Source organism: Gilvimarinus algae (assembly GCF_030518215.1).
GTDB classification, from domain to species: domain Bacteria; phylum Pseudomonadota; class Gammaproteobacteria; order Pseudomonadales; family Cellvibrionaceae; genus Gilvimarinus; species Gilvimarinus algae.
Genome location: NZ_JAULRT010000052.1, coordinates 700,402 through 723,569 on the forward strand (window position 1 = coordinate 700,402; position 23,168 = coordinate 723,569).

19 protein-coding genes are annotated in these 23,168 nt (G+C 56.4%); all 19 read right to left on the reverse strand.

Going from position 1 to position 23,168, the window contains the following annotated elements; all coding sequences use genetic code 11:
• Nucleotides 1-14: 14 nt before the first annotated feature.
• On the reverse strand, nucleotides 15-1,400 hold the full coding sequence (fliI, locus tag QWI16_RS10455; protein ID WP_302712936.1) for a flagellar protein export ATPase FliI: 1,386 nt from the start codon (nucleotides 1,398-1,400) through the stop codon (nucleotides 15-17).
• Entirely contained in the window at nucleotides 1,393-2,268 is an 876-nt protein-coding gene (locus QWI16_RS10460) for a flagellar assembly protein FliH (RefSeq protein ID WP_302712937.1), read from the reverse strand. Before QWI16_RS10460 ends, fliI begins: the two co-directional genes overlap by 8 nt.
• 19 nt (nucleotides 2,269-2,287) lie before the next feature.
• Nucleotides 2,288-3,274, reverse strand: a complete 987-nt coding sequence (gene fliG / locus QWI16_RS10465) for a flagellar motor switch protein FliG (protein ID WP_302713176.1) — start codon at nucleotides 3,272-3,274, stop codon at nucleotides 2,288-2,290.
• A 41-nt stretch (nucleotides 3,275-3,315) separates the two neighbouring features.
• A complete protein-coding gene (gene fliF / locus QWI16_RS10470; RefSeq protein WP_302712938.1) occupies nucleotides 3,316-5,016 on the reverse strand; it encodes a flagellar basal-body MS-ring/collar protein FliF in 1,701 nt (566 codons plus the stop codon).
• Between the two features lie 17 nt (nucleotides 5,017-5,033).
• Nucleotides 5,034-5,399, reverse strand: coding sequence for a flagellar hook-basal body complex protein FliE (gene fliE / locus QWI16_RS10475; protein ID WP_302712939.1), 366 nt, complete (start codon nucleotides 5,397-5,399; stop codon nucleotides 5,034-5,036).
• Between the two features lie 174 nt (nucleotides 5,400-5,573).
• Nucleotides 5,574-7,025 (reverse strand): sigma-54-dependent transcriptional regulator, encoded by a 1,452-nt coding sequence (locus tag QWI16_RS10480; RefSeq protein ID WP_302712941.1) that lies wholly within the window; start codon nucleotides 7,023-7,025, stop codon nucleotides 5,574-5,576.
• A gap of 12 nt (nucleotides 7,026-7,037) precedes the next feature.
• Nucleotides 7,038-8,279 carry a sensor histidine kinase gene (locus QWI16_RS10485; RefSeq protein WP_302712943.1) on the reverse strand — a complete coding sequence of 414 codons (1,242 nt, stop codon included), beginning with the start codon at nucleotides 8,277-8,279 and terminating at the stop codon, nucleotides 7,038-7,040.
• Between the two features lie 218 nt (nucleotides 8,280-8,497).
• Nucleotides 8,498-9,937, reverse strand: a complete 1,440-nt coding sequence (locus tag QWI16_RS10490) for a sigma-54 dependent transcriptional regulator (protein ID WP_302712945.1) — start codon at nucleotides 9,935-9,937, stop codon at nucleotides 8,498-8,500.
• A gap of 166 nt (nucleotides 9,938-10,103) precedes the next feature.
• Nucleotides 10,104-10,502, reverse strand: coding sequence for a flagellar export chaperone FliS (gene fliS / locus QWI16_RS10495; RefSeq protein ID WP_302712947.1), 399 nt, complete (start codon nucleotides 10,500-10,502; stop codon nucleotides 10,104-10,106).
• A gap of 25 nt (nucleotides 10,503-10,527) precedes the next feature.
• Nucleotides 10,528-10,803: a hypothetical protein gene (locus QWI16_RS10500; protein WP_302712949.1), complete on the reverse strand. Its 276-nt coding sequence runs from the start codon at nucleotides 10,801-10,803 to the stop codon at nucleotides 10,528-10,530.
• The gene (gene fliS, locus QWI16_RS10505) at nucleotides 10,800-11,195 is read right to left on the reverse strand and encodes a flagellar export chaperone FliS (RefSeq protein WP_302712950.1); all 396 of its coding nucleotides are present in this window, start codon (nucleotides 11,193-11,195) and stop codon (nucleotides 10,800-10,802) included. Before fliS (QWI16_RS10505) ends, QWI16_RS10500 begins: the two co-directional genes overlap by 4 nt.
• Before the next feature lie 223 nt (nucleotides 11,196-11,418).
• On the reverse strand, nucleotides 11,419-13,455 hold the full coding sequence (gene fliD / locus QWI16_RS10510) for a flagellar filament capping protein FliD (protein WP_302712952.1): 2,037 nt from the start codon (nucleotides 13,453-13,455) through the stop codon (nucleotides 11,419-11,421).
• A gap of 148 nt (nucleotides 13,456-13,603) precedes the next feature.
• Complete coding sequence (locus QWI16_RS10515) at nucleotides 13,604-13,999, reverse strand: flagellar protein FlaG (protein WP_302712953.1); 396 nt, start codon at nucleotides 13,997-13,999, stop codon at nucleotides 13,604-13,606.
• A gap of 54 nt (nucleotides 14,000-14,053) precedes the next feature.
• A complete protein-coding gene (locus tag QWI16_RS10520) occupies nucleotides 14,054-16,114 on the reverse strand; it encodes a flagellin N-terminal helical domain-containing protein (RefSeq protein ID WP_302712954.1) in 2,061 nt (686 codons plus the stop codon).
• Nucleotides 16,115-16,409: 295 nt separating this feature from the next.
• Entirely contained in the window at nucleotides 16,410-16,742 is a 333-nt protein-coding gene (locus tag QWI16_RS10525; RefSeq protein ID WP_302712956.1) for a flagellar protein FliT, read from the reverse strand.
• A gap of 12 nt (nucleotides 16,743-16,754) precedes the next feature.
• A complete protein-coding gene (gene flgL, locus QWI16_RS10530; protein WP_302712958.1) occupies nucleotides 16,755-18,368 on the reverse strand; it encodes a flagellar hook-associated protein FlgL in 1,614 nt (537 codons plus the stop codon).
• A gap of 19 nt (nucleotides 18,369-18,387) precedes the next feature.
• Nucleotides 18,388-21,129 carry a flagellar hook-associated protein FlgK gene (gene flgK, locus QWI16_RS10535; RefSeq protein WP_302712959.1) on the reverse strand — a complete coding sequence of 914 codons (2,742 nt, stop codon included), beginning with the start codon at nucleotides 21,127-21,129 and terminating at the stop codon, nucleotides 18,388-18,390.
• Entirely contained in the window at nucleotides 21,129-22,079 is a 951-nt protein-coding gene (flgJ, locus tag QWI16_RS10540; protein ID WP_302712960.1) for a flagellar assembly peptidoglycan hydrolase FlgJ, read from the reverse strand. The genes flgK and flgJ overlap by 1 nt, the downstream gene beginning before the upstream one ends.
• On the reverse strand, nucleotides 22,079-23,161 hold the full coding sequence (locus QWI16_RS10545; RefSeq protein WP_302713177.1) for a flagellar basal body P-ring protein FlgI: 1,083 nt from the start codon (nucleotides 23,159-23,161) through the stop codon (nucleotides 22,079-22,081). Before QWI16_RS10545 ends, flgJ begins: the two co-directional genes overlap by 1 nt.
• Nucleotides 23,162-23,168 lie beyond the last annotated feature (7 nt).

Consider the following 23,168-nt stretch of genomic DNA (forward strand, 5'->3'; position numbering starts at 1 on the left):
CCGCTTCCCTCTATTTAGGTTTGGCGGCGGGCGTGGGCCGCGGCCAGGGGGCTCTCTGACTTTTCCGCAGCCGGCCTGAGCACCGAGCGCAGCGCACTCATGGACTCCGGTAGATGAACCGCCTCTTTTAGCCCCTGCTGGATAAACGCCCGCAATTTGGGAAAGCGCTCTATGGCTTCGTCGGTTTGAGGGTCCGAGCCTGGGCTGTAAGCGCCAATGGCGATCAAATCGCGATTTTGCTGGTAGCGGGACAGCAAGTGTTTAAATTTCTGCATCTGCTTGAGGTGATCATCTTGCACAATATTGGGCATAGCCCGGCTGATGGAGGCCTCTATGTCAATTGCTGGGTAGATTCCCTCTTGTGCCAGCTGACGGGAGAGAACGATGTGCCCGTCAAGAATGGCCCTGGCGGCGTCTGCGATCGGGTCTTGCAAATCGTCGCCTTCGGTCAATACCGTGTAAAACGCCGTGATCGAACCCTCCCCTTCAGCGGCATTACCGGCACGCTCGACCAGCTCGGGAATACGGGCAAAGACCGAGGGCGGATAGCCCTTGGTTGCCGGTGGCTCGCCGATCGCAAGAGAAATTTCACGCTGAGCCTGAGCAAAGCGAGTGAGCGAGTCCATCAGCAGAAGAACATTGAGCCCCTGGTCTCGGTAGTACTCAGCTACCCGGCTCGCCAGCTGCGAGGCTCGCAAACGCATAAGCGGCGCGTCATCGGCCGGCGAGGCGACCACCACGGCTCGCGCCATACCCTCGGCACCGAGGATGTGGTCGATAAACTCCTTGACCTCGCGGCCACGCTCGCCCACCAGCCCAACCACCACCACATCAGCCGTGGTGTATTTGGTCATCATGCCCATGAGCACACTCTTGCCGACGCCGCTGCCGGCAAACAGTCCCATGCGCTGGCCACGCCCCACCGTCACCAGGGCGTTGATCGCCCGAATGCCTACATCGAGGGGCTCACTGATTGGGTGCCGACTTAGCGGGTTGATATCTCGCGGCACGGCATCGAGAAACTCACCACCTTGCAGTGGCCCTTTGCCGTCGAGCGGCTGGCCCAGACCATTGACCACACGCCCGAGGGTTTGCAGCCCTATGCGCATGGCCTGGCCGTGCGCCAGAGGAATCACGCGGGCACCGGGTTCAAGCCCCTCGACCCGCTTGACCGGCATTAAATAAATACTCTGGCCGGCAAAGCCTACCACCTCGGCCTCAACCCGTCGCCCGTCGCGGGAACAGACCACGCACTGGCGTCCCACCGAGACATTGAGCCCCACAGCTTCGAGGGTCAGGCCAACAGAACGCACCAGTTTGCCCTCGGCCTCAGGCACAATGGGCGCCGGGTCCGGGAAATAGGGCCGCAAGCGATACCAGAGGTCGCGCCTTTCACCCATGGGGGGGCTCCCCGTCTCCGTCAAGATCGCCAATACTCGATGAAGGCTCATCGGGTGTTGGGATAGGATCGTCGGGAACTTGTTGGGCGGCGTCTTCCGGGCTTGCGAGCAATGCCTCATCGGAGGTTTTTTCATCGACTTCCTGTTGCGATAAAAAGCGCTCGATGACTTCTTCCAGGCGCCGCTCGACGGAGTAATCAACGTGGCTGTCGCGGGTCGACACTTTGACGCCTCCCGGCGTCAGGTCGGGATCGGGGTGAAAATGCCAGTCCAGTGAATGATCCTTACTGTAGGCCTCGACCACCGCCAGATCTTCCGGGTTGAGATGCACTGTCATAACTTCACTGCCGGCGGGCAGCGCGGCGATACTCTGTCTGACCAGCGCCAGAATGTCACCGGAGTCGGTCGTTAGCTCGCGCATCACCACGGCCCGCGTCATACGGCCCACCATATTGAGAAGCAGTTTTTCGAGTTTTTCGTCCTGGTCGTTGAGCGGTCGGCTAAAGGCCTCGACCAGCGACTGAAAGGTTTTCTGTTCGGCCACTAGTTGCTGGCGCATATCCAAGGCGCCCTGCTGCTGGCCGCTGAGATAGCCCTCGTCATAGCCGGTTTTAAAACCGTCTTCGCGGCCCTTGGCAAAACCTTCCTGCTCGGCCTGGCCAACAATCTCGGCCAGCTGCTCGGCTGTCATGCCACCGGACGGGAGATTATCAAGCTCCACGTCTTCAATGGATTCGTCGGCTTGGCGCCCTTTATTTTTGTCGGCACTGACCACCGAGCCGTCATCGCCGATAACCGGCATGGCCCAGCTTCGCCAGTGGTCGGCGCTCTCAGCCGGAATTCGGTTGGGATTGGCCTTTTCGCCCATAACGTATACCTAGGGCCTGCTACAGCATCTGCTCGCCACTGCCGCCAAGCACGATTTCGCCGGCATCGGCCATACGCCGCGCAATGGTAAGAATTTCTTTCTGCGCAGCTTCCACTTCGGACACCCGGACCGGCCCTTTGACCTCCAGATCGTCGCGCAACAGTTCGGCCGCCCGCTTGGACATGTTTTTGAAGATTTTTTCCTGCAGATCGTTGTCGGCCCCTTTGAGGGCGACAATCAATACCTCCGAAGAGACCTCCCGCAGCAACATTTGAATACCACGATCGTCCACATCTTTGAGGTTGTCGAAGACGAACATTAAATCCTGAATCTGATTGCCCATGTCTTCGTCCACCTCTTTGATGGCATCCATCAGCTCGGCTTCGATACCGCCGTCGAGGTGATTCATAATTTCAGCCGCTACCTTGTAGCCGCCCATGGCTTTGGTCTGAGAGCCGGCCTTGCCGGAGAATTGTTTTTCCAGAATATCGTTCAACTCTTGCAGCGCACTCGGCTGAACCGTATCCAGCGAGGCGACACGCATCATAATATCGATCCGCACTTTCTCGGGAAAATAAGCGAGGATTTCCGCCGACTGGTCAGCGTCCAAGTAGGCGATAACAATGGCCTGAATCTGCGGATGCTCATTGCGAATAATATCCGCCACTGAGCGCGCTTCCATCCACTTGAGCGTGTCCAGCCCAGTGGTGTTGCCGCCGAGCAGAATCCGGTCCACCAGCGAGTTGGCCTTGTCTTCACCGAGCGCGGTCACCAGCATGTTGCGAATATAGTTGTCCGCCCCCATGCCGAGCCCCGTGAGGTTGCGCGCCTCTTCCAGAAAATTCTGCATGACCGATTGCACGTCGCGCTGTTGGACGTTGGTGAGGGTCGACATGGCCGCGCCTATGCGCTGTACTTCCTTGGGGCCCATGTGCTTGAGCACTTCGGCGGCGTCCTGTTCACCAAGTGACATGAGCAGGATCGCAGCTTGATCCACATAGCTCATTTTGGTCGCTGGCGTCTGCTCGTTTTTTTCGGCCACGGTCTTTACTCGTCTTTGTTAATCCAGGATTTTACCACCTGTGCGACCCGGCCCGGGTCTTCGGCAATCAATCCCTTAATGGCATTGAGTTGCTGCTCATAGCCTTCCTCCGGCCCCGGCAGGGCTACCGCTCCGCCGGTCAAGGTGACCGAATCTCCGGACAGGTCGCCGCCGAGACCAGCCGCCTCAAGTGCGGCCAACTGACGCGCCTCTTCTTCATCCGCCGCTTCGGAGCCGGACCGGGCGATGGTTTTCAGCACCGGCCGCAGGAGCCCGAAAATCAGCGCGAGAATCAGCAGAAAACCCACCAGCGGCTTGATATAGGGAATTAACCACTCCTGTTGCCACCAGGGTAGCTCTACCACTTCAGCCTCGGCCTCAGTGCGGGCAAAGAAGGGAGAGTTAACCACATTGACGCTGTCACCGCGGGCGGCGGAAAACCCTACCGCGTCACGCACGAGCATCGTCAAGCGCTCCAGCTCCTGCTCCGTCCAGGGTTCGCGAACGGCCTCACCCTCGGCATTGGTGCCCATCTTATCATCCAGCACCACCGCCACGCTCAATCTTTCGATATTGCCCTGCTGACGTCGAGTGTAGCTGATGGTCCGATCCACCTCATAGTTGCGGGTGACGTCCTCGCGACTGTGCTGCACCGGGGTCTCCTGCACCGGCAGGCCTGTGGCGGGGTCGATTTGCTGGGGCGCAGCACCGTCTGCGGGTGGCTGATTGGTCAGAGCACCGGGAATGCCGCCCAGGGCATTTTCGCCAATGCGCCGCTCATTCTGGGTGTGCTCGCTGCGTACCGCCGGCTGCTCATCGTCATAGATTTCCTGGGCCTGCTCCACGGCAGTAAAGTCCACCGCAGCACTGACCTCGGCGCGAAAGTTACCACTGCCCACCACCGGTTCCAGAATACTGTTGACACGTGTCAGCAAGCTGTCTTCAAGATTTTCCGTATACTGACGCTGCTTATCGGCGAGAATCAGCTCCGGCGAGTCCTCTCCAGTGGAGAGCAAGTTGCCGTGCTGATCAATGACGGTCACGTCTTCGTTCTTAAGTTCGCTGATGCTAGAGGCCACCAGGTTGGCAATGGCTTTTACCTGGCGCGGCTCAACCTCGCGGCCGGGGTAAACCTCAAGAAATACCGAGGCGGTAGGCTTGCGTGCATCACGGACAAAAACACTGCGCTTGGGCAGCGCCAGGTGCACTCTGGCGGTCCGCACCGTGTGAATGCTCATGATGGTCCGGGCAAGTTCGCCCTCGAGACTGCGGTGATAGCGAGCGTTCTCGATAAACTGGCTGGTGCCCAGCGCTTGCTCTTTTTCCAGCAGCTCAAAGCCGACCGACTGATTACTGCCAATGCCCATCTCGGCCAACTTCATGCGCGCGGTATGAATGTTTTCTGTGGTGACCAGCAGCGCCCCTGTTGACGGCTCGATTTTATACGGAATTTGATTCTGCTCGAGAATATCCACCACCTGTGAGGAATCCAGCCGGTCCAGGCTGCCGTACAGGGGTTTATAGTCTTCACCCTGACTCCAGAGCACGGCGTAAAAGCCAATGGCTACCGAGGCTGCCAAGCCGATCATCAAACCGACTTGCCGCAACAGCGTCAGGTTGCTGAAACCCTCAACCAAGTCGCTGCCAGAGCGGGGGGATCTTTCCGAAACTTCAGCGGGTACATCAGCGCTTTGTGCTTGAGCCATGATTTATCCACCCCAGATTAAATTGGCATATTCATAATGTCGCGGTAGGCTTCTACCAGTTTGTTGCGCACCTGCACGGCCGCCTCAAAAGACACGCTGGCTTTTTGCGAGGCGATCATGACGTCGGTAATGTCGACATTTTTATCGCCGCGCTGATAGGCCTCCGCCAAATCACCGGCGCTTTGTTGCACCTCATTCACCTTGTTAACCGCCTGGGTCATCACCTCGGAGAAGCCGGGAACCTGACGATTCTCCTGAACGCGATCCAGACGCTCGGTGCGGTTCAGCTCGTTCAGCGCCTGAGGCTTCTGAAATGCTTGGGTCTGCGCTTTCATGGCCCGCATTTCATTGAGAAGGTTGTTGATATCCACTCGATTGGTCATGACACCATCACTCTTTATTCACCCCGACTGCGACGAAAATTTGGCAGTCAGGCCAATTTATCGGCATTTAGCAGTTCAAGTGCACAAAGTGGGCCAGAGTTTGCCGATGGCAATTGTTTGCCGGTATGAACAACAAGAGAAGTGTCAGAGGCGGCCAAGCCGCCTCAGGGGAACTTAAATATCGAGGGCGTAACCCTCGTCTTTCAGGCGGGCAATCTTGTAGCGAAGGGTACGGGCGCTGATACCGAGGCGGTCAGCGGTGTTCTTGCGGCTACCGCGCTCGCTCAGCAATGTGCTGCGTATAATCTCAAATTCACGCTGGCGTAAATCACTGCCAAGCACGGGCATAGCGGGTTCTTCCCGCTCAGCTACGAGCGCCTCCTCATTGATTGAGGGCTGCGCACTGACTCTGGCTTGCGGTATCGAACGCGGCTCCATAAGACTAGGCTTGGCACTGTAACGTGCCTCTTCCACCAGCCCCAGATCCGCAGCGCTTATCACCTTGCCCGGCTGTAAAATCAACGCGCGCTGCATCACATTATCCAACTCGCGCACATTGCCGGGCCAGCGGTACTCGGCCAGTGCGATACGCGCACACTGATCGAGGCGAACCCCCGAGCGCTTTTGTTTTTTGGCGTGCTTGGCCAGCAGCTTTTCAGCCAGGGGCACGATGTCTTCGACCCGATCGCGCAGTGGCGCCCACTGAAGGGGTAAAATACTCAGTCGATAGTAAAGGTCTTCACGGAATTGACCCTCCATAACCGCTTCGCGCATATCCCGGTTGGAAGTAGCGATAACGCGAACGTCCAGCGAAATGGTTTTCCGCCCGCCCAGGCGCTCTACCTCGCGCTCCTGTAACACACGCAACAACTTGGCTTGTAGGCCAATGTCCATTTCCGATATTTCATCCAGCAGCAAGGTCCCGCCATTGGCCTGCTCAAACTTGCCCGGCGCGCTGGTGTGCGCGCCGGTGTAGGCGCCTTTTTCATGACCAAAGAGCGTCGCTTCCAACATGTTTTCGGGGATGGCGGCGCAATTGATGGCAATAAAAGGCTTGTCCGCCCTGGGCGAATGGTCGTGGATGTAGCGCGCGAGCACTTCCTTACCTGTACCCGACTCACCGATGACCAATACAGTCGATTCTGATTGGGCAACGCGCTGAGCCAGCTGCAACAGTTTTTTGCTCGACTCGGCCTCGGCCACAGGTTCGTCTTTGGCAAGACCGACCGCGCCGAGATGTCGACCCACGGTCTCCAATAAGGTTTCGGGATCAAAGGGCTTGACCAGATAGTCAACGGCCCCTTCTTTGATGGCAGCGACCGAATCGGCGATGCTCGCATAGGCGGTCATTAGCAGCAGAGGGATATGCGCAAACTCCGTTTTGACCTGACGTAACAAATCGTAACCGGACATGGTGCCCATATTGACGTCCGATACGATCAGACGGATATCGCTTTCCCGGCGCAAACACAGCATTGCCTGCTCGGCGCTCTCGGCTTCGCAGACGGCATAGTCAGACAACGCCAGGGTGTCGACCAAAGCCTCTCGCAAAGAGGGGTCGTCTTCTACCACCAGCACTTTCGCGGCGGTGGTGTCTTGTGATAACTGCACAGCGGTATTATCCATAGGTCTACCCTATCAAACGCAATGGTTGCTGGTTGGTTCATTGGCATCGCAGGGCAGCAGCATAATGGCGCGCGCGCCCTGCCCCTTGTCGGATTGCAAGCTAAAGCGCCCGCCATGGGCCTTGGCAACGGCGTTGACGACCGCAAGGCCCAGGCCTGTACCCTGAGATTTTGTCGTCACGAAAAGCTCACCCAGACGCGGCAGAAGCTCCGCGTCTATGCCCGGCCCCTTATCAAGTACTTCTATGCCGAGCCAGGCGCGGCCGCTGATCTTATGCACGCCCAGAGATATGGTGAGCTCCGCCTCACTGCCCACTGCTTGTATGGCGTTGTTGACCAGGTTGAGCAAGGCGCTGATCAGCGCATCACGATTGCAGGTCAAGTAGTACTCCCGATCGCTGACGTGCCAATTTACGGTGCTTCTGGAGATGGCTATAGGCGCTTCCATGGCCTCGGCCAGCTCGGCGTGAATCTGGGCCACACTGGCGATGTCCTCCCGCGGGATTTCGCCTTTGACAAACAACAGCATGTCCTGCACCTGCCGCTCCATATGCCGCAGGCGATTGGCCACCTTATCGGCAAACACCTGGCGCTTATCATCCCCGAGTTGCTCGCGCTTCAAGTGTCCGGCGTAAAGCAGCGCCGCCGATAGCGGCGTGCGGATTTGGTGTGCCAACGCAGAGACCATTTGCCCTAGCGCGGATAAGCGTTCGTGACGCGCCAGCTCGCTTTGCAGGCGGCGGGTTTCGGTCTGATCGGTGAGCAGAATAATCTGTCCGTCGTCACCGAGATTGCGCGTTGCGATACTGATGCGCCGTCCGTCGTGCAGCGACACTTCGTGGCCGTCGTCCCGGCGTGGAGCAAAGCTGCGCGCAATGACTTCGCGCCAGGCTTCGCCCTCCAGAGGCTCGCCCAGTAATTCAATGGCTGCGGGGTTGCACTCACGCACCCGACCGCTGCGATCGAGCACAACCACACCGCCGGGGAGAACATTGAGCAAGCCTTCCAGACGATGGGCCAGGCGTTCTTTTTCCGCTAACTCCTGCAATCGCTGGTGAGTCACCTCAGTGAGCTCATCGTTGAGCTCGGCAACCCGCTGCTCGAGCTGACGATAGGAATCCGTCAACTGCTCTGACATCTCAGAAAAGAGCGCAAAGGCGTCTGCCAGCGCCTCGGCTTTGTCGTCCCGGGGAGAGCCCCGCCCCGGTGGCTGCGATGAGGGTGAGAGCGAATGTAGACTGGCCTGCGTCGCCATGAAAATAACCTTTTGTGTACGTGGGCAGGTGACAGCATTTTGTCAAAGCCCTATGGATACACGGGTTATTGCAAGTGCAATGCCAATGAAATTTTACTTTTTATTTCAATAGGTTACTATAATGCAGAGAAGATGAGGTCAAAATATTGGCTGTTATAAGAAGTGCGATGCCAAATGCCCCCACGGCGCCGGCCTTTTGATCATGGCCGGCGTAGAGATTAGCGCTGGAGTTCGTATTTGCGCATTTTTTCAACCAGAGTCGTGCGCCGGATGGCGAGCTTGTCGGCCGCTCTGGCCACTACGCCACCGCAATCGTTCAGCGCCTGCTGGATAAGGTCTCGCTCAAGGCGCGTCAAATACTCCCTAAGGTCAATGCCCTGCTCCGGAAGCAAAGGCGTATCGTTCATGCTGACCACAGCCGTGCCGCTCGCCTCCGATGTCGAGCCGCCGACCACAAAGGACTCCTCTTCATAATCCACATGGCGGTACTTGGCCGGCAAATCCTGCACACCAATCACACCGTAGGGATGCATGATCGCCATACGCTCGACAAGATTGGCCAACTCGCGAATATTCCCCGACCAACTGTGGCGGCACAGTGAGAGTATCGCCGCCGAGTTAAAACGAATAGAGCCACGCTTCTCGCTCTCCATGCGCGATACCAGCTCGTTGATCAACAGCGGAATGTCTTCCGCGCGATCTTTCAGAGGAGGAAGCTCTATGGGGAACACATTCAGCCGATAGTACAAATCTTCCCTAAAGCTGCCCTCGCCGATCATGGATTCAAGGTCGCGGTGGGTCGCGGCAATGATCCGCACATCGGTGGCAACGGTTTTATTGCTGCCGACCCTTTCGTAGCAGCGCTCCTGCAGCACCCTGAGGATTTTTACTTGCATGTTCAGCGGCATATCGCCTATCTCGTCGAGAAACAGCGTGCCGCCCTCGGCAAGCTCAAAGCGACCAGCCCGCGAAGAAATGGCACCGGTAAAGGCACCCTTCTCATGACCAAAGAGTTCACTTTCCAGCAATTCAGCGGGGATGGCGCCGCAATTGACCGGGACAAACGGCTTTTCGCGGCGAGCGGAATGATAGTGCAGGTTACGAGCGACAACCTCTTTCCCTGTGCCCGACTCTCCGGTGATCAAAACCGACACATCCTTGTCGGCCACTTGAGTCATCATTTCACGCACATCCTGCACTTCCCGGCTGGTGCCCACCAGCGAGCGGAACAGATGCACGGGGCGGCGCTGTGCGCGCTTTTTATTGGCGCTCTGGGCCTCGCAATACAGCCTGGCCCGGTGGAGGATATCAACCAGAGGGTTGTAAGTAATGGGAAGTGCTACCGAGCCTATGACTTTGATTTTTAAATCGGGAGCAAAGTCTTGATAGTCGGCTTCGTCGTCACCGAGAATGGCCAGGGCCACCTCGTCGTTCCAGCGATTGATTTTCTCGACAAGTGCCTCGCTCCAGGCGCTGCAGCGATCACCGATTAAAATAAGCACATAGTCCCCACCCTCAGGGTGTTGAGCGATGTGCTCGTCCAATCCGCCACAGGCAATAAAATGGGCTTCCTCGCCAAGAAAGCTGAGAATGGTATCTAGCTGGGCCCGCCGCTGTTTATCGTCCTCAATAACCAGTACTTTATTATTGCGACACATATGATATTCCCGGTCTTGTATAACAAACTTCCCCAAGATCTGGCACTGGACCGCGCCAGATTATCGTCCTTGCTTAACAATTAATAGCTTGCGGGCGCACATCAGTCAAACTTTTGACACGAAAAAGCAGCAAATAGAGGAAAAACAATAAGTTACGAGGATTATCTCAAGCTTTTGCTTCAGGGGCAATCCCGTCCCAGCCACTTTTGAGTGTGGTTAGTAAACGAGCGACTTCTTGCAACTGCGAAAGGTTGTTGTGCCTGGATGCCTCGAGCAAGATGAACTCGCAGTACTGGTAGAGGCTGTCCAGCTGGGCGGCCAGGTCGCCAGAGTCGATATCGAGACTTTGGCGTAGGCCAGAAACAATGTCGATGGCACGCCCGATGTGATGGCCCTTACCGGCAAGGTCACCTTGCTCGAGCGCAAAATGTGCTTTGTTAAGCTGCTCCAACGCGCCCTCGAACAACATCTGAATCAGGCGGTGGGCCGAGGCGCTCTGAATTTCGCCTTGCAGGCCCAGTTTGCGGTACTGGGAGGCCGCTTTTTGGCCACTGTAGCTGGGCATTATTCCACCATGGGGTAAGCCAGGTTCAGGAGCAGGCTGCTCGAGCCAGGCGCTCACTTTCCTGAATCATCTGCGCATAGAGCGCTTTGAGATCCATCATTGACTCCAGCAGTATAGACCGGTTTTCACGATTCGCCGCGATAAGCTTGTCCAGTAACACAGCGCAAGTCTCATCCAACTGGCGCACCCGGGTGTAATCACCGACCGCCAACGCGCGGCTCATGTCCGTCTGCAACTGGCGCAACTGCTCAAAGCCGCCAGGCCCGGCCAGCGAGTCGGCCTCAACCAGTGAGAGACTCACGGGGCCTCCCTCTGCTCTGGCAACTGATCCCAGGCAGATTTGATTTCGCCGAGTAGGCGGCCGCACTCGTCAAGCTGGCTTGGGTCGTTATTGCGATTCGCGGCAATCAAAGTGCGAACGATATAATCGTAGAGCTGATCGAGATTCGCCGCCAAATCCCCGCCCTCGGTATCGCTTAAACTGCCCTGTAGCCCCTGAACGATATTTACCGCCTTACCAATCAACTCTCCCTTAGACGCCACATCGCTGCGCAGCATGGCCCCTTTTGCCTGAGCGATACGCCCGAGAGCGCCTTCAAACAACATTTGAATCAATCGATGGGGGGTGGCATCGACCACACTGGACTGAACGTTTACCTGCTGATATTGACGTGCGGCGCTGGAGTAGTTCATAAGGCAATCTCTTATATGCTGCGTTTTTGCGTTTCAGTTCGAGCCCAGGCTCTTAACAAGTTATCGACAGGCGACAAAAAAACTTTATTGAACAAGACGCAAAAGACGTTTTTTTATTGCAGGTAAAAAGAAAAAATTGATCGACAAAAACCGACCAATCCAAAGCCAGCAGAGCGGCTTTGGATTGGCTTGTAGGTAATCATCTAATCAGCGTCTGTTAACCCTAATTATTCTTGGCGGTGAACGGCAGGCGATCGAGAATTCCGTCGAGGAATGAGCCTGTATTGTTCAGGTTGTTAACGATCAACTCCATAGCGAGAAACTGACTCTGCAAACGTGAACGATACGCCTCGGTGCGCCGCTCAAGTTCGGCCCTGTCGTCATCGACATCTTCCAGGTCTTCACGAATATTGGCTTCGCGCTCGTTGATCAGGCCGTTGTTGCTTAAAAAATCGTTCACCAGAGACGACAGGCCACCGGCAAACCCTCTGGAAAAGGTCACTGTCGAATTGGTCGCGCCGGGAGTGATGGTCATGCTCAATCCATCGGCCTTGGTATTGATGGCCGGTAGCAAAATATTGCCGTAGCCAAAGGCTGCCTCGCCATTGACCGTGCCGACCACATCCAGGCCTGAGGAACCAGCTTTGGCCGTAATGCCCAACTCGCCCATATCATCGCCTACCGCGGCGAACGACACACGGCTGTCTGAACCGTAGGCATCGGACACAAACTCCAAAGCACCAGTATCAGTGTTGTAGCTTACAGAGACCTTTACCTGCGCCGCTTGCAAAGAAGCGTCTAGGTTAATCAGGGTTTGAAAGTCAGCAGCGAGCTCCTGCGCGGAGTTGTAGGTTTTGCCATCCGGCAGAGCAATCGTCGCGGCGTCGACACCATCAACTCTGATATCGAAACTGTAGTCTTTTCCGCTGGTATCCAAAGGAAAGCTGGCCGGCAGCGGATCGGCGATAAACTGACCGCGGGTCGGGTCCTGGCTGATCACCACCTCATAAGTGCCGGGCTGGGTCCTGGCGCTGTAGCTGTTGATTTTAACCTTGGCATCGCTGGAGTTGGTGGTGGGTACAAAGAGGTCGCGCACCAGGCCAAAGTTTTTGTCGATTGCAGCACGAAAGTTGGTGTTGGGTTCATCCGGATCTTCATTAATTTCCAGACGTCCATCGAGGCGCGTGCGAATGCCGAGGTTTGCCAGCGAGGTAAAACCGTCCTCCAGGCCGGGCACAGCGCCGCCGATAAATTTGCGCACCTGATCGACCAGATTGTCGGCCAAAGAGTCATTGCGCAGGCTGCCAAACTCTCCGGACTCTTCGTTAAAACCGGTGAGCTTTTGCGCCTCATCAAAAAAGGTGTTGTAGGCCTCGACAAAATCGCGAATGGCCTGCTCCGCGGTGGATTTGTCAGCGGAGATGTTGAGGTTGATCACTTCGGTGCTGGAGCTGTTAAAAATATCAAACTCCAGGCCCTCGATCACGTCGGTAATATGGTTGGAGTCACGAGCCACCAGCAGGCCATTAACGCGTACCAACGCATCCATACCCTCTTGCTCCTGGGTCATGGATTGGCTGGATTCATCGAAAGAGAAGGCAGCCAAGCCGGGAGAGCCCGCCTCTTCCGTCACTGAAATTTCCAACTCATTGGTGGCGCCAGAGGGGCTGGTAAGCAACAATTTGTAGGCGCCACCATCGGCAACAATGCTGGCTTGCACCCCGATATCGGCCTGGTTGATTGCATCGCGCAAACCGGTGAGCGTATTGTTGGTTTCATCGATGGTGATGGTGGCGCCGGTTTTTTCCGCATCCACGTTGAAGTTATCGAGTGCGCCATTCCAGTCACCGAAACGAATGGTCAGCTCACCCTTACCAATCTCGGTGGTTTGCGAGGCAAAGCTCGCCGAGCTGAGCGATTGTGGTTGGGCCACCTGCTCAATTTTGAGCCGGTAGTCGCCCGCCGCTGCCTTGGCGTTGAGCTGGGTCAAGGCGATCAGAGAAGTATCCGGCAGGGAGACAGATTTGGCATCAAAGGTGTCTTTACTGGACACCGCATTGACCGCGCCCTCCAGACTGGACAGCGCGCTTCGGAGCAAACCGTAATCGGATATTTGTGATTCCAATAATTCCTGGCGGCGGTCCAAGCGCTGCTGATCAGGCGTGCTTTGTAAAGACACCAGGTCGTTGATCAGATTGCCGGTATCAATGCCTGAGCCGCCGCCCACTCTGTTGATAATGTCATTGCCGATCGTTGTCATTGCCTGTCACCTGAATGCACTCAAAGCGCCGATTACCACTTACCGAGGGTTTCGGCGCGCCCTCTAGAAACTTTAGCCTTATCGCCGGTATGGGGCAAAAAAAAGGGTGCCCTAGGGCACCCAATCGCTATACGACGTCAAACACAGGCTAGGCTTGTGCTGACAAGAGCTGTACCGGCTCATCTGTATTCAATTCACGGGCCAACTTTAAGAAGATCTCATCGGGTATTTGTCGTATCACTTCCTTGGTACTACTATCCAAAACTCTCACAATAGTATCACCTGAGTCACTGTCGTAGCTGAACTGCAGATCTCGTTGGGTAGACTGTATGAACTTGTTCATATGCGCTACCGCTTGTTTGACACTATCCTGAAAATCTCCTTCTGAGACGCCCTCGCGAGAGACTATTTCTGACTTGGTAGTCGTTTCCGGCGGCAATTTTTTGCCGCTTTGCTCAGCTTCTCGGCTGGCCGGTGCTGATGAAGCCGCCCCATTACTGGCGGGAGTGTAACGAGTACCCCCTGTAGCGCTAACTTCATTCATACCTTAGTCCTCAATCAGAAAAACCCGCCGGCTATCCGGCGGGTCGACTCACGCTTACTGCAGCAGAGACAGTACCTGCTGGGGACGGGCATTTGCCTGGGCCAGCATGGCTGTTGCCGCCTGTTGCAGCACCTGAGCGCGGCTCAGGTTGGCAGTTTCAGCCGCGAAGTCCGCATCGGTAATCCGTGAACGGGCCGCTGAGGTCTTCTCAGATACGTTGGACAGGTTGGACACGGTGAAGTCCAGACGGTTGTTCACCGCACCGAGCTGGGCGCGCGTATCGTTAATGGTGGTCAAGGCGTTGTCGATCACACCAATGGCCTTCTGAGCGTTGGCTGCGGTATCGATGCTGATGGTGCTGATCGCAGCGCCAAAGCTACCACCGGCACCGGCGTTCGCATCAATCAAGCCGGTTTTGTCCTCTGCAGCCGTGTCTTTCAGGTCCACCGAGATCGGGTTGCCGTTGTCGCTGGTCAACTTGATGCCACCCGCAGCTACCGACGTATCGGTGATGTCACCAGCAGAGCTCTCATCGCCCGCTTCTGCGAACTGAACCAGGGCGCCGCCGCCATCAACCAGTGCTGCAGTGGGCTGATCAGCGCCACCACTGCCCTGACCGAAACCGATCTGAGACACTTCGCCTTCCAGAATAATGCGAGTACCCGACACGGTCGCGGTCACACCAGTGGCATCCACTTCGTCATTAAAGACTTCAGCGATATCGGCCAAAGTGGTGGTCGCAGTACCGGCCGGAATCACCAAGTCAACACCGTTCATGGAGATGGTGCCACCTACCAGAGTAGACAGGGCAACACTACCGAAGTCTAGAGACACAGAGGTAAAGGCAGTCGCCGTTACGCCAGTTTCGTCGGACACTTCGTTAATGGCTTTGATCTTATCGGACAAACCACCAGATTCGCTAGAACCGACATCAACACCGTTGATTTTCAGATCGCCAGCGGCCAGGGCGTTGGCGTCCACGGCATGACCTTCAATGGTGCCGGGCTCATCGTTTTCACGGAAGCCGAGGAAACCCAACTGCTCCAGTGTACCGGTGGAGCCACGGGTCACGGTGACTTCGTCACCACTGTCTGAGGTCAGCACCAGGCGGGCATTGGCTGCGGTGGTAATACCGGTACCCAGGGCGCCGGCGGCGTCAGTTACAGTGATGGCCGACACGCCTTCAGCGGAGATGGACACTTTACCGTCGTCGTCAACATCCACAGAGAACTTGCCACCGCTCTGCGCATTCATTTTGTCGACCAGCTCGTTGATGTTCTCGGTACCACCGCCCACTGTAATGGTGGTGGTAGTGCCATCGAGGTTGGTCAGTGCCACAGCAACGTTTTCAGTGTCGAGCAGGATACCGTCACCGGCAGCAGTGGCAGAGGCAACAGCGTAGGTGGAAGCCGTCACACCATTGACGTTGGTGTTTATGAAATCCAGTAGATCCTGATCGGAATCAGATGCACCGTCAAAGGTTTCAGTGCCTTTCACAAGGGACTGGCCATTGATCAGGATGTCGCCGTCGGAGAGGGTCAGAGCACCGGTCAGCGAGTCGATGTCGCTGGCGCCACCCATCAGGTCAACCGAGGTTGAGCCCATACCCAGGGTTTTCGCGTCCATGGCCTGAACTTCAAGGCTGATGGTTTCGTTGGCTTGCGCCCCCACTTGCAGGTCCACTTTACCCAGAGTACCGTCGAGCAGTTTCTGGCCGTTGAAAGACGTGGTTTCCGCAATACGGTCAAGCTCTGACACCAGCTGTTTTACCTCGGCGTCCAGAGTGGCGCGGTCGGCTTTGGAGTAGATGCCGTTAGCAGACTGAATGGCCAGTTCGCGCATGCGCTGCAGGATGTTGGTGGACTCCTGCAGAGCACCTTCAGCGGTCTGAATCATAGACACACCGTCGTTGGCGTTACGAATAGCCTGGTCCAGACCGCGAACCTGAGAAGTCATACGGTTAGAAATGGCGAGACCAGCGGCGTCATCTTTGGCTGAGTTAATGCGTTGGCCAGAAGAAAGACGCTCGGTGGCACGATCAAGAGCCGAGCCTGAGTTCATCAGCTGGCGCTGGGAATTCAGGGAGGCAACATTGGTATTAATTACTAGAGCCATGAGTAATCTCCTAAGTGTTATTCCTGTTCACAGTCTTGCCAGCTGTGACCAGCCGATTGATGAAGCCGCAGAGTTGTGTTGCAGGACTTCTGTGTAGGTTATCGTCCACTTAGGAAAGAGCTTTAATCTTTTTTTACTCGTTTAGAAGGGCGCACAAAGAAAGCTAACACACTGTTTTCTATAGAGTTAGAGAAAATTTGACGCCGATAATGGAGGAACAACAGATTACACTAATTCGCAATAACCCACTGAAATATCGCTGAAAATGGTTATAACGAAGAGAAATGTGCCAGTTTCAGTCTTTCTTGCGGGCCCCGACCTTGTAGGCTTTGGCCGCTTTTTGAGCGAGGCGAGCACCGCGGTGCTCGCGCTGCAGACCTGCCTGCTCGCTCTCGACGCGCTCTAGGAGCGCCAAATTCGCGTCTTTCAGCGTGTTTAGCTGTTCGGCCAACTCGCGCTGCTCGGCCTCTGGCAAGGTTTCCACCGGCAACTCCGCGAGGCCACCAAGGCATTGATCGCGGCTGGCAAGGACCTCACTGAAGCCCGGCCAATCCCCGGCATCGACACGCTGAGATAGCGACTCCTGATACTCCCAGGCTTGCCGAAGGACCTGCTGCCAAGTGTTCATAGACGCGCGAAGTTACAGGAAGTTGAACAGCGAGAGGTTGCTGACCTTGACGAAACTCTGTTGAGCCGCCGTCAATACAAAGGTCTCCATTTCCAAGCGCGTGGCGGCCTCGGCGTAGTCCAGATCGCGCAAATCGGACAGCACCTCTTCGGTATAGAGCTTGTTATCCGCGTTGAGATCTTTAGCACTTTCCAGCGTATTGAGCCGCGCACCCACCTCGCCTTGCACGGCAGATAAGTTGGTGACGGTGTTGTCCAGATTGGTCAGTGTTTTGGCGACAATCTCGGCCAGCTCGGCCTTGCTGGCCGGGGTATCCTCGACATTCTGCATGGCCTGGCTAAAGCGCGACAAGGTAGTCAGCAAGCCCTGTTTATTGGTGCTGTTGACGGTAAAGCTGTCCCCCGCCTCGCCCACCACACCATCGGTCGAGGTAGTGCCTGCTCCGGTGGTGTCGAGGCCCATCACCGTATTCGTGTTGGCATCGCCCGAGCCGATGGTAATATTCCAGCCGCCGGCAACCGTAAAACCGGTCGCATCGACGTCAATACCGAGCGACGCGAGTTTTTGGGCGTTATCGACCGCGCCACTGCCGACAACCGTATCATTGTTGGCACTGAGCGCTGCGGCGAGGTCGGCGGCGCTGGTCACATTGCGATCCAGCACCAGGGTTTCACTGCGATCGCCCACCTTAACGGTTACCTCAGATACCGCCGCCGAAAAGTCCACCGGCCCACCAAAAGTAAAACCCAGAGTGGCCGGCGTGCTTGGCTGCCCAGGATAGGGTGTTCCGGTAATATTGAAGCGCGCACCGGCGACTTCAATGGCGCCTCCCTCTACGAACCGCTCGTTAGCGAGCAACACACGGCCCGATGAACGCTCATAGACAGTGAAGTTGGATTCCGGGGGATTGCGGTCTCCCGGATTGTTAAAGCGAATCACCAGATCGTCGGGAAAGAGTTCGTCAAACGCCTCTTGGTTGAACACTTGGCCCACACTGATTCTCGCCGCTGGATCGGCCTGATTGTCAGCACTGGCTTCGGTGTAAAAGGTATTGTGGCTACTGGGGATATCGACAAACAGCTTCTTGCCCGAGTCGGATACCGCTACGGAAACGCTGTCAGAGGCCTGTAGACGTAACTGGCCCTCATCGCCCAAATAGTTATAGTTACCCCCGCCATCGGCAGCAAAGGGCCGGGTGTTGCCTTGATAGCCGGCAAAAATGTACTGCCCCGCCGAGTTGCGGGTGTTTTGCAAGTTCAGTAACTCTTCGATTCGGCTCTCGGTTTCCGCCACCAGGGCTTTGTAGTCACTGGGTGTGAGCACACCGGTATTACCCGCGCTAACGGCGAGCTCCTGCATCCTCTGCACTAGGTTGGTAATGCTTTTTAGTGCCACCTCTTCGAGGTTGAGATTGTTCTCCGCCACATCGATGTTTTTGGTAAATTGCTCAGTGCGCGCCAGCTCCTGGGTGAGCTGCAAAATCTGCGTCGCGGCAATAGGGTCATCGGCCGGTGACAGCACCCGCTTGCCGGTAGCAATTTGCTCTTGGGTTTTGGTCACCGCACTCTGGGCGTTGGCCATGCCGATATTAGCGATATTAAAAATCTGCGATGTCGATACGCGCATGAGTCTTACCCCGGGGTCACTACACTGAGTTTAGCAGTGTGTCGAACAGATCGCGGGCCACGCTGATGACCCGGGCGTTGGCATTGTAGACCTGTTCAAATTTAATCAAGTTGGCCGCCTCTTCATCCAGGTTGACGCCTGAAATACTGTCACGCAGGGACTGGCTCTGCTCCAACAGCGTCTTACTCGCATCGGTATTGATGCGAGAAAGGCTACTCTTGGTGCCCACCTCTTCCACCAGCCGGCCATAGGCTTCGGCGAAGCTCAGGGAATCCCCCTGAACCACACCAGCGGTTTCGAGCTCGGCAAAGCGCAGGGCGTTGCGGTTATCGTTGCTGGCGTCATTGTTGAAGCCAACAGTGAATATATCGCCTGCTTGCGGCTGACCTTTAATGGTGACCTGATAACCCGTATAGGTAGAACGGGCAAAATCAGCGGCGGCGCTGTCGCCCAACAGCTGACTATCGGTAGGCGCAGTAGCCAGACTGACGCCATCGGCCATGGTGACATCGATACGCCCGCCGACGGTGACGGCGCTTTGGTTACCGGCACCGGCGCCGGTCAGCACGACGCTCGGATTGCCGGTGCCGTCACTGACCGACAGAGAATCGGCGCCGCTGCCGGCCTCCAGACGCAAGTCCAGATTGGCGCCAGTGTCAGACACCAGCCGCAGTTCGGGCCGCCCGGTTGCCGGGTTGGCACCAGCGACCGCCGTGATCCCCTGATCCGTCAGCGCATCATTGGCGTTGATCTGGCCCGCGAGGTACTGGTAGAACTCCGACTCACTCTCGTTCGGGTCTGGCACATTACTGCTCAGGCTACCAGCGCTGTAACCGAGCAAGTCTTCACCGTTCAGCGTGATTTGCAAGGGCGCGGTGAAACTGTCGATATTCATATCCGACACGCTGGCGGTGGTATAGGCGTTAGCAGACACACCGGGCACGGAGCTGATCAACGCGGCGGTTTGCGCGGCTGAGGCATTGGGGCTGGTGACAAGGGCCTGAGTGGTGCTGGAGCCGGTTTGTGGATCAACCCGGGTAAAGGTGTACTGCTCCACAGGATATCCGTTGGCCTGAGCCGGATCGGAGGCACTGAGCGCAGCCGCCACACGCCCGGCTGGCAAACCGGTGCGAGCGCCATCGCCCACGACAATGGTCTCCCCAGGGTCATCCGTAAATATGGCGTTTTCGATACCCGGGGTAAATTCAAGGTTCGACAAGGGCGGATCAAAAGGCTGGGGGTTGGCCGGATCTGTGTTATCCAATATCTCGTAAGTAGTGCTGGTAGTAAAGCGAATAACCACGGGCGGGCTCAGCTCGCCCGGCTCGGCAAACGCGGGCAGTGGACTGCCAGCGGCATCCAGCAGCTGCAATACCTCACCGGCGCTGATCACACCGTTGCCGGTATTACCGATGTCCGTCGCCGTGCGAATCGGTGAGGCCAGGGCCAAGTCTTCCGGCCTGCTGATCAACGACTCGATATCGCGCGCACCGGTTGCTGTGGGCTTGATGGTAAAGCTATCGCCCCCCTGAAAAGAGCCGGACTCGAGGGTCACAGTGACGCCATCAAAGCTGATATCAGCCGGCAGCGCACCCGGCAAAATACCCTGAGTGACCACAGTGTCGTCATTGACCCGCGTCACCACATAGTTGTTGCTACCCGCTGGAATTTTCAGCGTATAGTCGCTGGTGGTCAGCTCGCTGATGTCATCAATACTAACAGACAACACCCTATCCGACGGCGGCGGGTTATCGCCGTGCTGGACGCGATTGCCCGTCAATGTCGGGCTATTGATATCACCAAAAATGTCCTGACCATAATCACCGTCCAGGTCCAGGCCCTCTCGCTGCAAACGATTAAATTCGTCGGCCACCGCTATGGCCACACGCCCAAGCTCATTCATCGACGGATAGAGAATGTCGTCGCGAAAACTCAAAAGCCCGCCCAGTTTGCCACCGTTGATTTGCTCGGTGACATTGGCTCGCTGAACGCCATTGGAAATTTGAATATCGCCATTGCGGCTTACCTGAAAGCGGCTGACAGTGGTACCCACCACCAGTGACTGGCCACTGCCGATAAACACATTGACCTGGCCGGAGCCTGAATCCACCACTCGCACAGCCACCAATTCCGACAACTGCCTAAGTGCTTCATCACGTTTGTCGAGCAAGTCGTTGGGCTGGTTACCATTGGCTCCGCCACCCTGCTCGCTGATTTGCTGGTTGAGATCTGCCACCGAATTGGCCAGCGATGTAATCTGGTCGGTAACGGTTTTCAACTCACTGTTGATACTTCCCTCAATAGACTTGAGGCGATCGTAGAGATTGTTAAAGCGAATGCTCAGGCTCTCGCTCTCGTCGACAACCAGCTGACGCGCTGGCGTCGACGAGGGCTCGTCTGCGGCATTCTGAACCGATGCAAAAAAACTCTGCAGCCCGCTGGCAAGGCCCGTATTGACATCGGCCAGCAGCTTATCGACTTTGCCAATATTGAGATTGTAGGTTGCCAGCTGGTTGTATGCGGCCGTGTCCAGACGCAGCTGCGCTGTGACAAACTGATCCACTACCCTTTCAATAGATGTTGTGGTGACGCCACTGCCCAGGAAGCCGGCGTTGCCCAGGCGCTGTTCGGGCCGCGTAGCGTACTCCACCTGCTGGCGACTAAAGCCGGCGGTGTTGGCATTGGAGATGTTGTGACCAGCGGTGCGCAGCGCATTTTGGCTGGCCTGTAGCCCCGAAATCGCATTGGATAGAATGGACATCAGCCGTTACTCCCGGAAAGCGATGCAGCCGACACTTGTGCGGCGGCCTCGCCGAAGTCTGTGCGCTCAAGAATGGACTGAATTTTTTCGGCATACTGCGGGTCGGTGGCGTAACCAGCCTCCTGCAGCTTTTGCAAAAACGCTGGGGCATCGGTGCCGGCGGCAAGCGCCTCCCGATAGCGTGGCTTGCGCAAAAGCTCTACGTAGTCAGAGAAACTTTCAAACAAAGAGGCATAGCGGCGAAAACTCGCCGGCTCATCAGTGGCCATACCTTCGGTGTACTCAAGTGTGCGCGCCGAGACGCTTTCACCCGACCAACCGCCGCCGGTTTTAATGTTAAACAGATTGAGACTGCTTCCGCCGTCGTCGGCGCGCAACACGTGCTTACCCCAGCCGGTTTCAAGCGCGGCCTGAGCCATCAATGCCTCTGGCTTTACACCCAGCACGCCGGCCGCCCAGTTCGCATAGGGCTTGATAGTGTCAATAAACGAGCGCGGTGAATCAAACAGGGGATTATCACCCGGCCCACTTAGCTCACCAGACGTGCCAGCGGCGCTGATGTCACCCTCAGGCACCACGCTCTTGGGCTCGTTTGCCTCGCGTTTCGGCAATTGATCGCCGTAGCTCTGCATCATCTGTTGATAGAGCACATCGGCGAGACCCAGGCCCCTGCCCTTTGTCAGCTCAAGCGACAGCTGCTGATCCAGCATCTGCTGATAAAACTGGCTCTCTGAGGAGTTGAGAAAGTTGTCCTCGGAAAAAGCCTCACCGGCGGCGCGCATGCTCTTGAACATCTGCTGTACAAACAGAGATTCAAACTGCTTGGCCATTTGCTGAATGGCCTGGGGGTCTTGGTCGCGGCCCATTTTCCGCACCGCGTCCAGACCCGCACTGTTCAGGTAGGTGTCGGTCGCGGTTTGATTGATCAGTGCACTGCTGATGGTTTTCATCAAATCACCATTAAATCCGCTTTCAAGGCACCGGATTGTTTTAGTGCTTCCAAAATAGCCATTAAGTCGGCGGGAGAGGCACCCACATTGTTGACGCTTTTTACAATGTCTTCCAAGGTGGCACCCGGAGCGAACTTGAACATGGGATTGATTTCCTCATCCACTTCAATATTGCTGTCGGGTGTCACTACAGTTTGCCCCTGAGAGAACGGTGCAGGCTGGCTCACATCGAAGTCTTCTGAAATCGAGACCGTGAGGCTGCCATGGGTAATGGCAACAGGAGAGACGCGAACATGCTGGCCAACCACAATGGTGCCGGTGCGGGAGTTGATGACCACCCTCGCAGGCTCTTCGCCGGGCTTGACTTCAATGTTTTCCAAAAGCGCCAAAAAGTCCACCCGCTGCGCCGGGTCCACTGGCGCATTGACGCGCACGGAAACCGCATCCATAGGACGAGCCACATCGGGACCGAGCATGTCATTGATGGCAGTTGCCAACCGATTGGCTGTGGTGAAATCGGCCTGATGCAGATTGAAAACAATCGGCTGACCATTGGCAAAACTGTTGGGCACCACGCGCTCAACAAATGCACCACCGGGTATCCGGCCGACACTGGGTACATTCACGGTAATATTGGAGCCATCGCCGCCCTCAACCCCGAAGCCGCCGACCACCAGGCTGCCCTGGGCAACGGCATAGGTTTTTCCGTCCAGCCCCTTAAGCTCAGACATCAACAAGCTGCCTCCGCGCAAGCTCTTGGCGTTACTGATGGATGACACAGTCACATCCAGCTTCTGACCCGGCTTGGAAAAAGCCGGCAGATCCGCCTGGATCATCACCGCGGCAACGTTTTTCATCTGCATACGCGTGCCCTCAGGCACGGTGATGCCAAACTGTTTCAGCATGTTATTAAATGATTGGGTGGTAAACGGGCTCTGGGTGGTCTGATCCCCAGTACCGTCGAGCCCCACAACCAAGCCGTAGCCAATCAACTGGTTGCTTCGCACACCCGCTACCGAAGCGATATCTTTGATTCTCTCCGCACTGACCTCGGCGCAGAACACCAGAAGCGTTAGGGCCATTAAAAAA

Excerpts from the sequence above, each read along its gene's own strand:
- fliI (WP_302712936.1), bottom strand. The coding sequence starts at position 1,400 with ATGGGTGAAAGGCGCGACCTCTGGTATCGCTTGCGGCCCTATTTCCCG.
- QWI16_RS10480 (WP_302712941.1), bottom strand. The coding sequence starts at position 7,025 with ATGGATAATACCGCTGTGCAGTTATCACAAGACACCACCGCCGCGAAA.
- fliG (WP_302713176.1), bottom strand. The coding sequence starts at position 3,274 with ATGAGCTATGTGGATCAAGCTGCGATCCTGCTCATGTCACTTGGTGAA.
- fliS (WP_302712947.1), bottom strand. The coding sequence starts at position 10,502 with ATGCCCAGCTACAGTGGCCAAAAAGCGGCCTCCCAGTACCGCAAACTG.
- QWI16_RS10460 (WP_302712937.1), bottom strand. The coding sequence starts at position 2,268 with ATGGGCGAAAAGGCCAATCCCAACCGAATTCCGGCTGAGAGCGCCGAC.
- QWI16_RS10545 (WP_302713177.1), bottom strand. The coding sequence starts at position 23,161 with ATGGCCCTAACGCTTCTGGTGTTCTGCGCCGAGGTCAGTGCGGAGAGA.
- fliF (WP_302712938.1), bottom strand. The coding sequence starts at position 5,016 with ATGGCTCAAGCACAAAGCGCTGATGTACCCGCTGAAGTTTCGGAAAGA.
- fliD (WP_302712952.1), bottom strand. The coding sequence starts at position 13,455 with ATGACAACGATCGGCAATGACATTATCAACAGAGTGGGCGGCGGCTCA.
- fliE (WP_302712939.1), bottom strand. The coding sequence starts at position 5,399 with ATGACCAATCGAGTGGATATCAACAACCTTCTCAATGAAATGCGGGCC.
- fliS (WP_302712950.1), bottom strand. The coding sequence starts at position 11,195 with ATGAACTACTCCAGCGCCGCACGTCAATATCAGCAGGTAAACGTTCAG.
- flgL (WP_302712958.1), bottom strand. The coding sequence starts at position 18,368 with ATGCGCGTATCGACATCGCAGATTTTTAATATCGCTAATATCGGCATG.
- QWI16_RS10485 (WP_302712943.1), bottom strand. The coding sequence starts at position 8,279 with ATGGCGACGCAGGCCAGTCTACATTCGCTCTCACCCTCATCGCAGCCA.
- QWI16_RS10515 (WP_302712953.1), bottom strand. The coding sequence starts at position 13,999 with ATGAATGAAGTTAGCGCTACAGGGGGTACTCGTTACACTCCCGCCAGT.
- QWI16_RS10525 (WP_302712956.1), bottom strand. The coding sequence starts at position 16,742 with ATGAACACTTGGCAGCAGGTCCTTCGGCAAGCCTGGGAGTATCAGGAG.
- flgJ (WP_302712960.1), bottom strand. The coding sequence starts at position 22,079 with ATGAAAACCATCAGCAGTGCACTGATCAATCAAACCGCGACCGACACC.
- flgK (WP_302712959.1), bottom strand. The coding sequence starts at position 21,129 with ATGTCCATTCTATCCAATGCGATTTCGGGGCTACAGGCCAGCCAAAAT.
- QWI16_RS10490 (WP_302712945.1), bottom strand. The coding sequence starts at position 9,937 with ATGTGTCGCAATAATAAAGTACTGGTTATTGAGGACGATAAACAGCGG.
- QWI16_RS10520 (WP_302712954.1), bottom strand. The coding sequence starts at position 16,114 with ATGGCTCTAGTAATTAATACCAATGTTGCCTCCCTGAATTCCCAGCGC.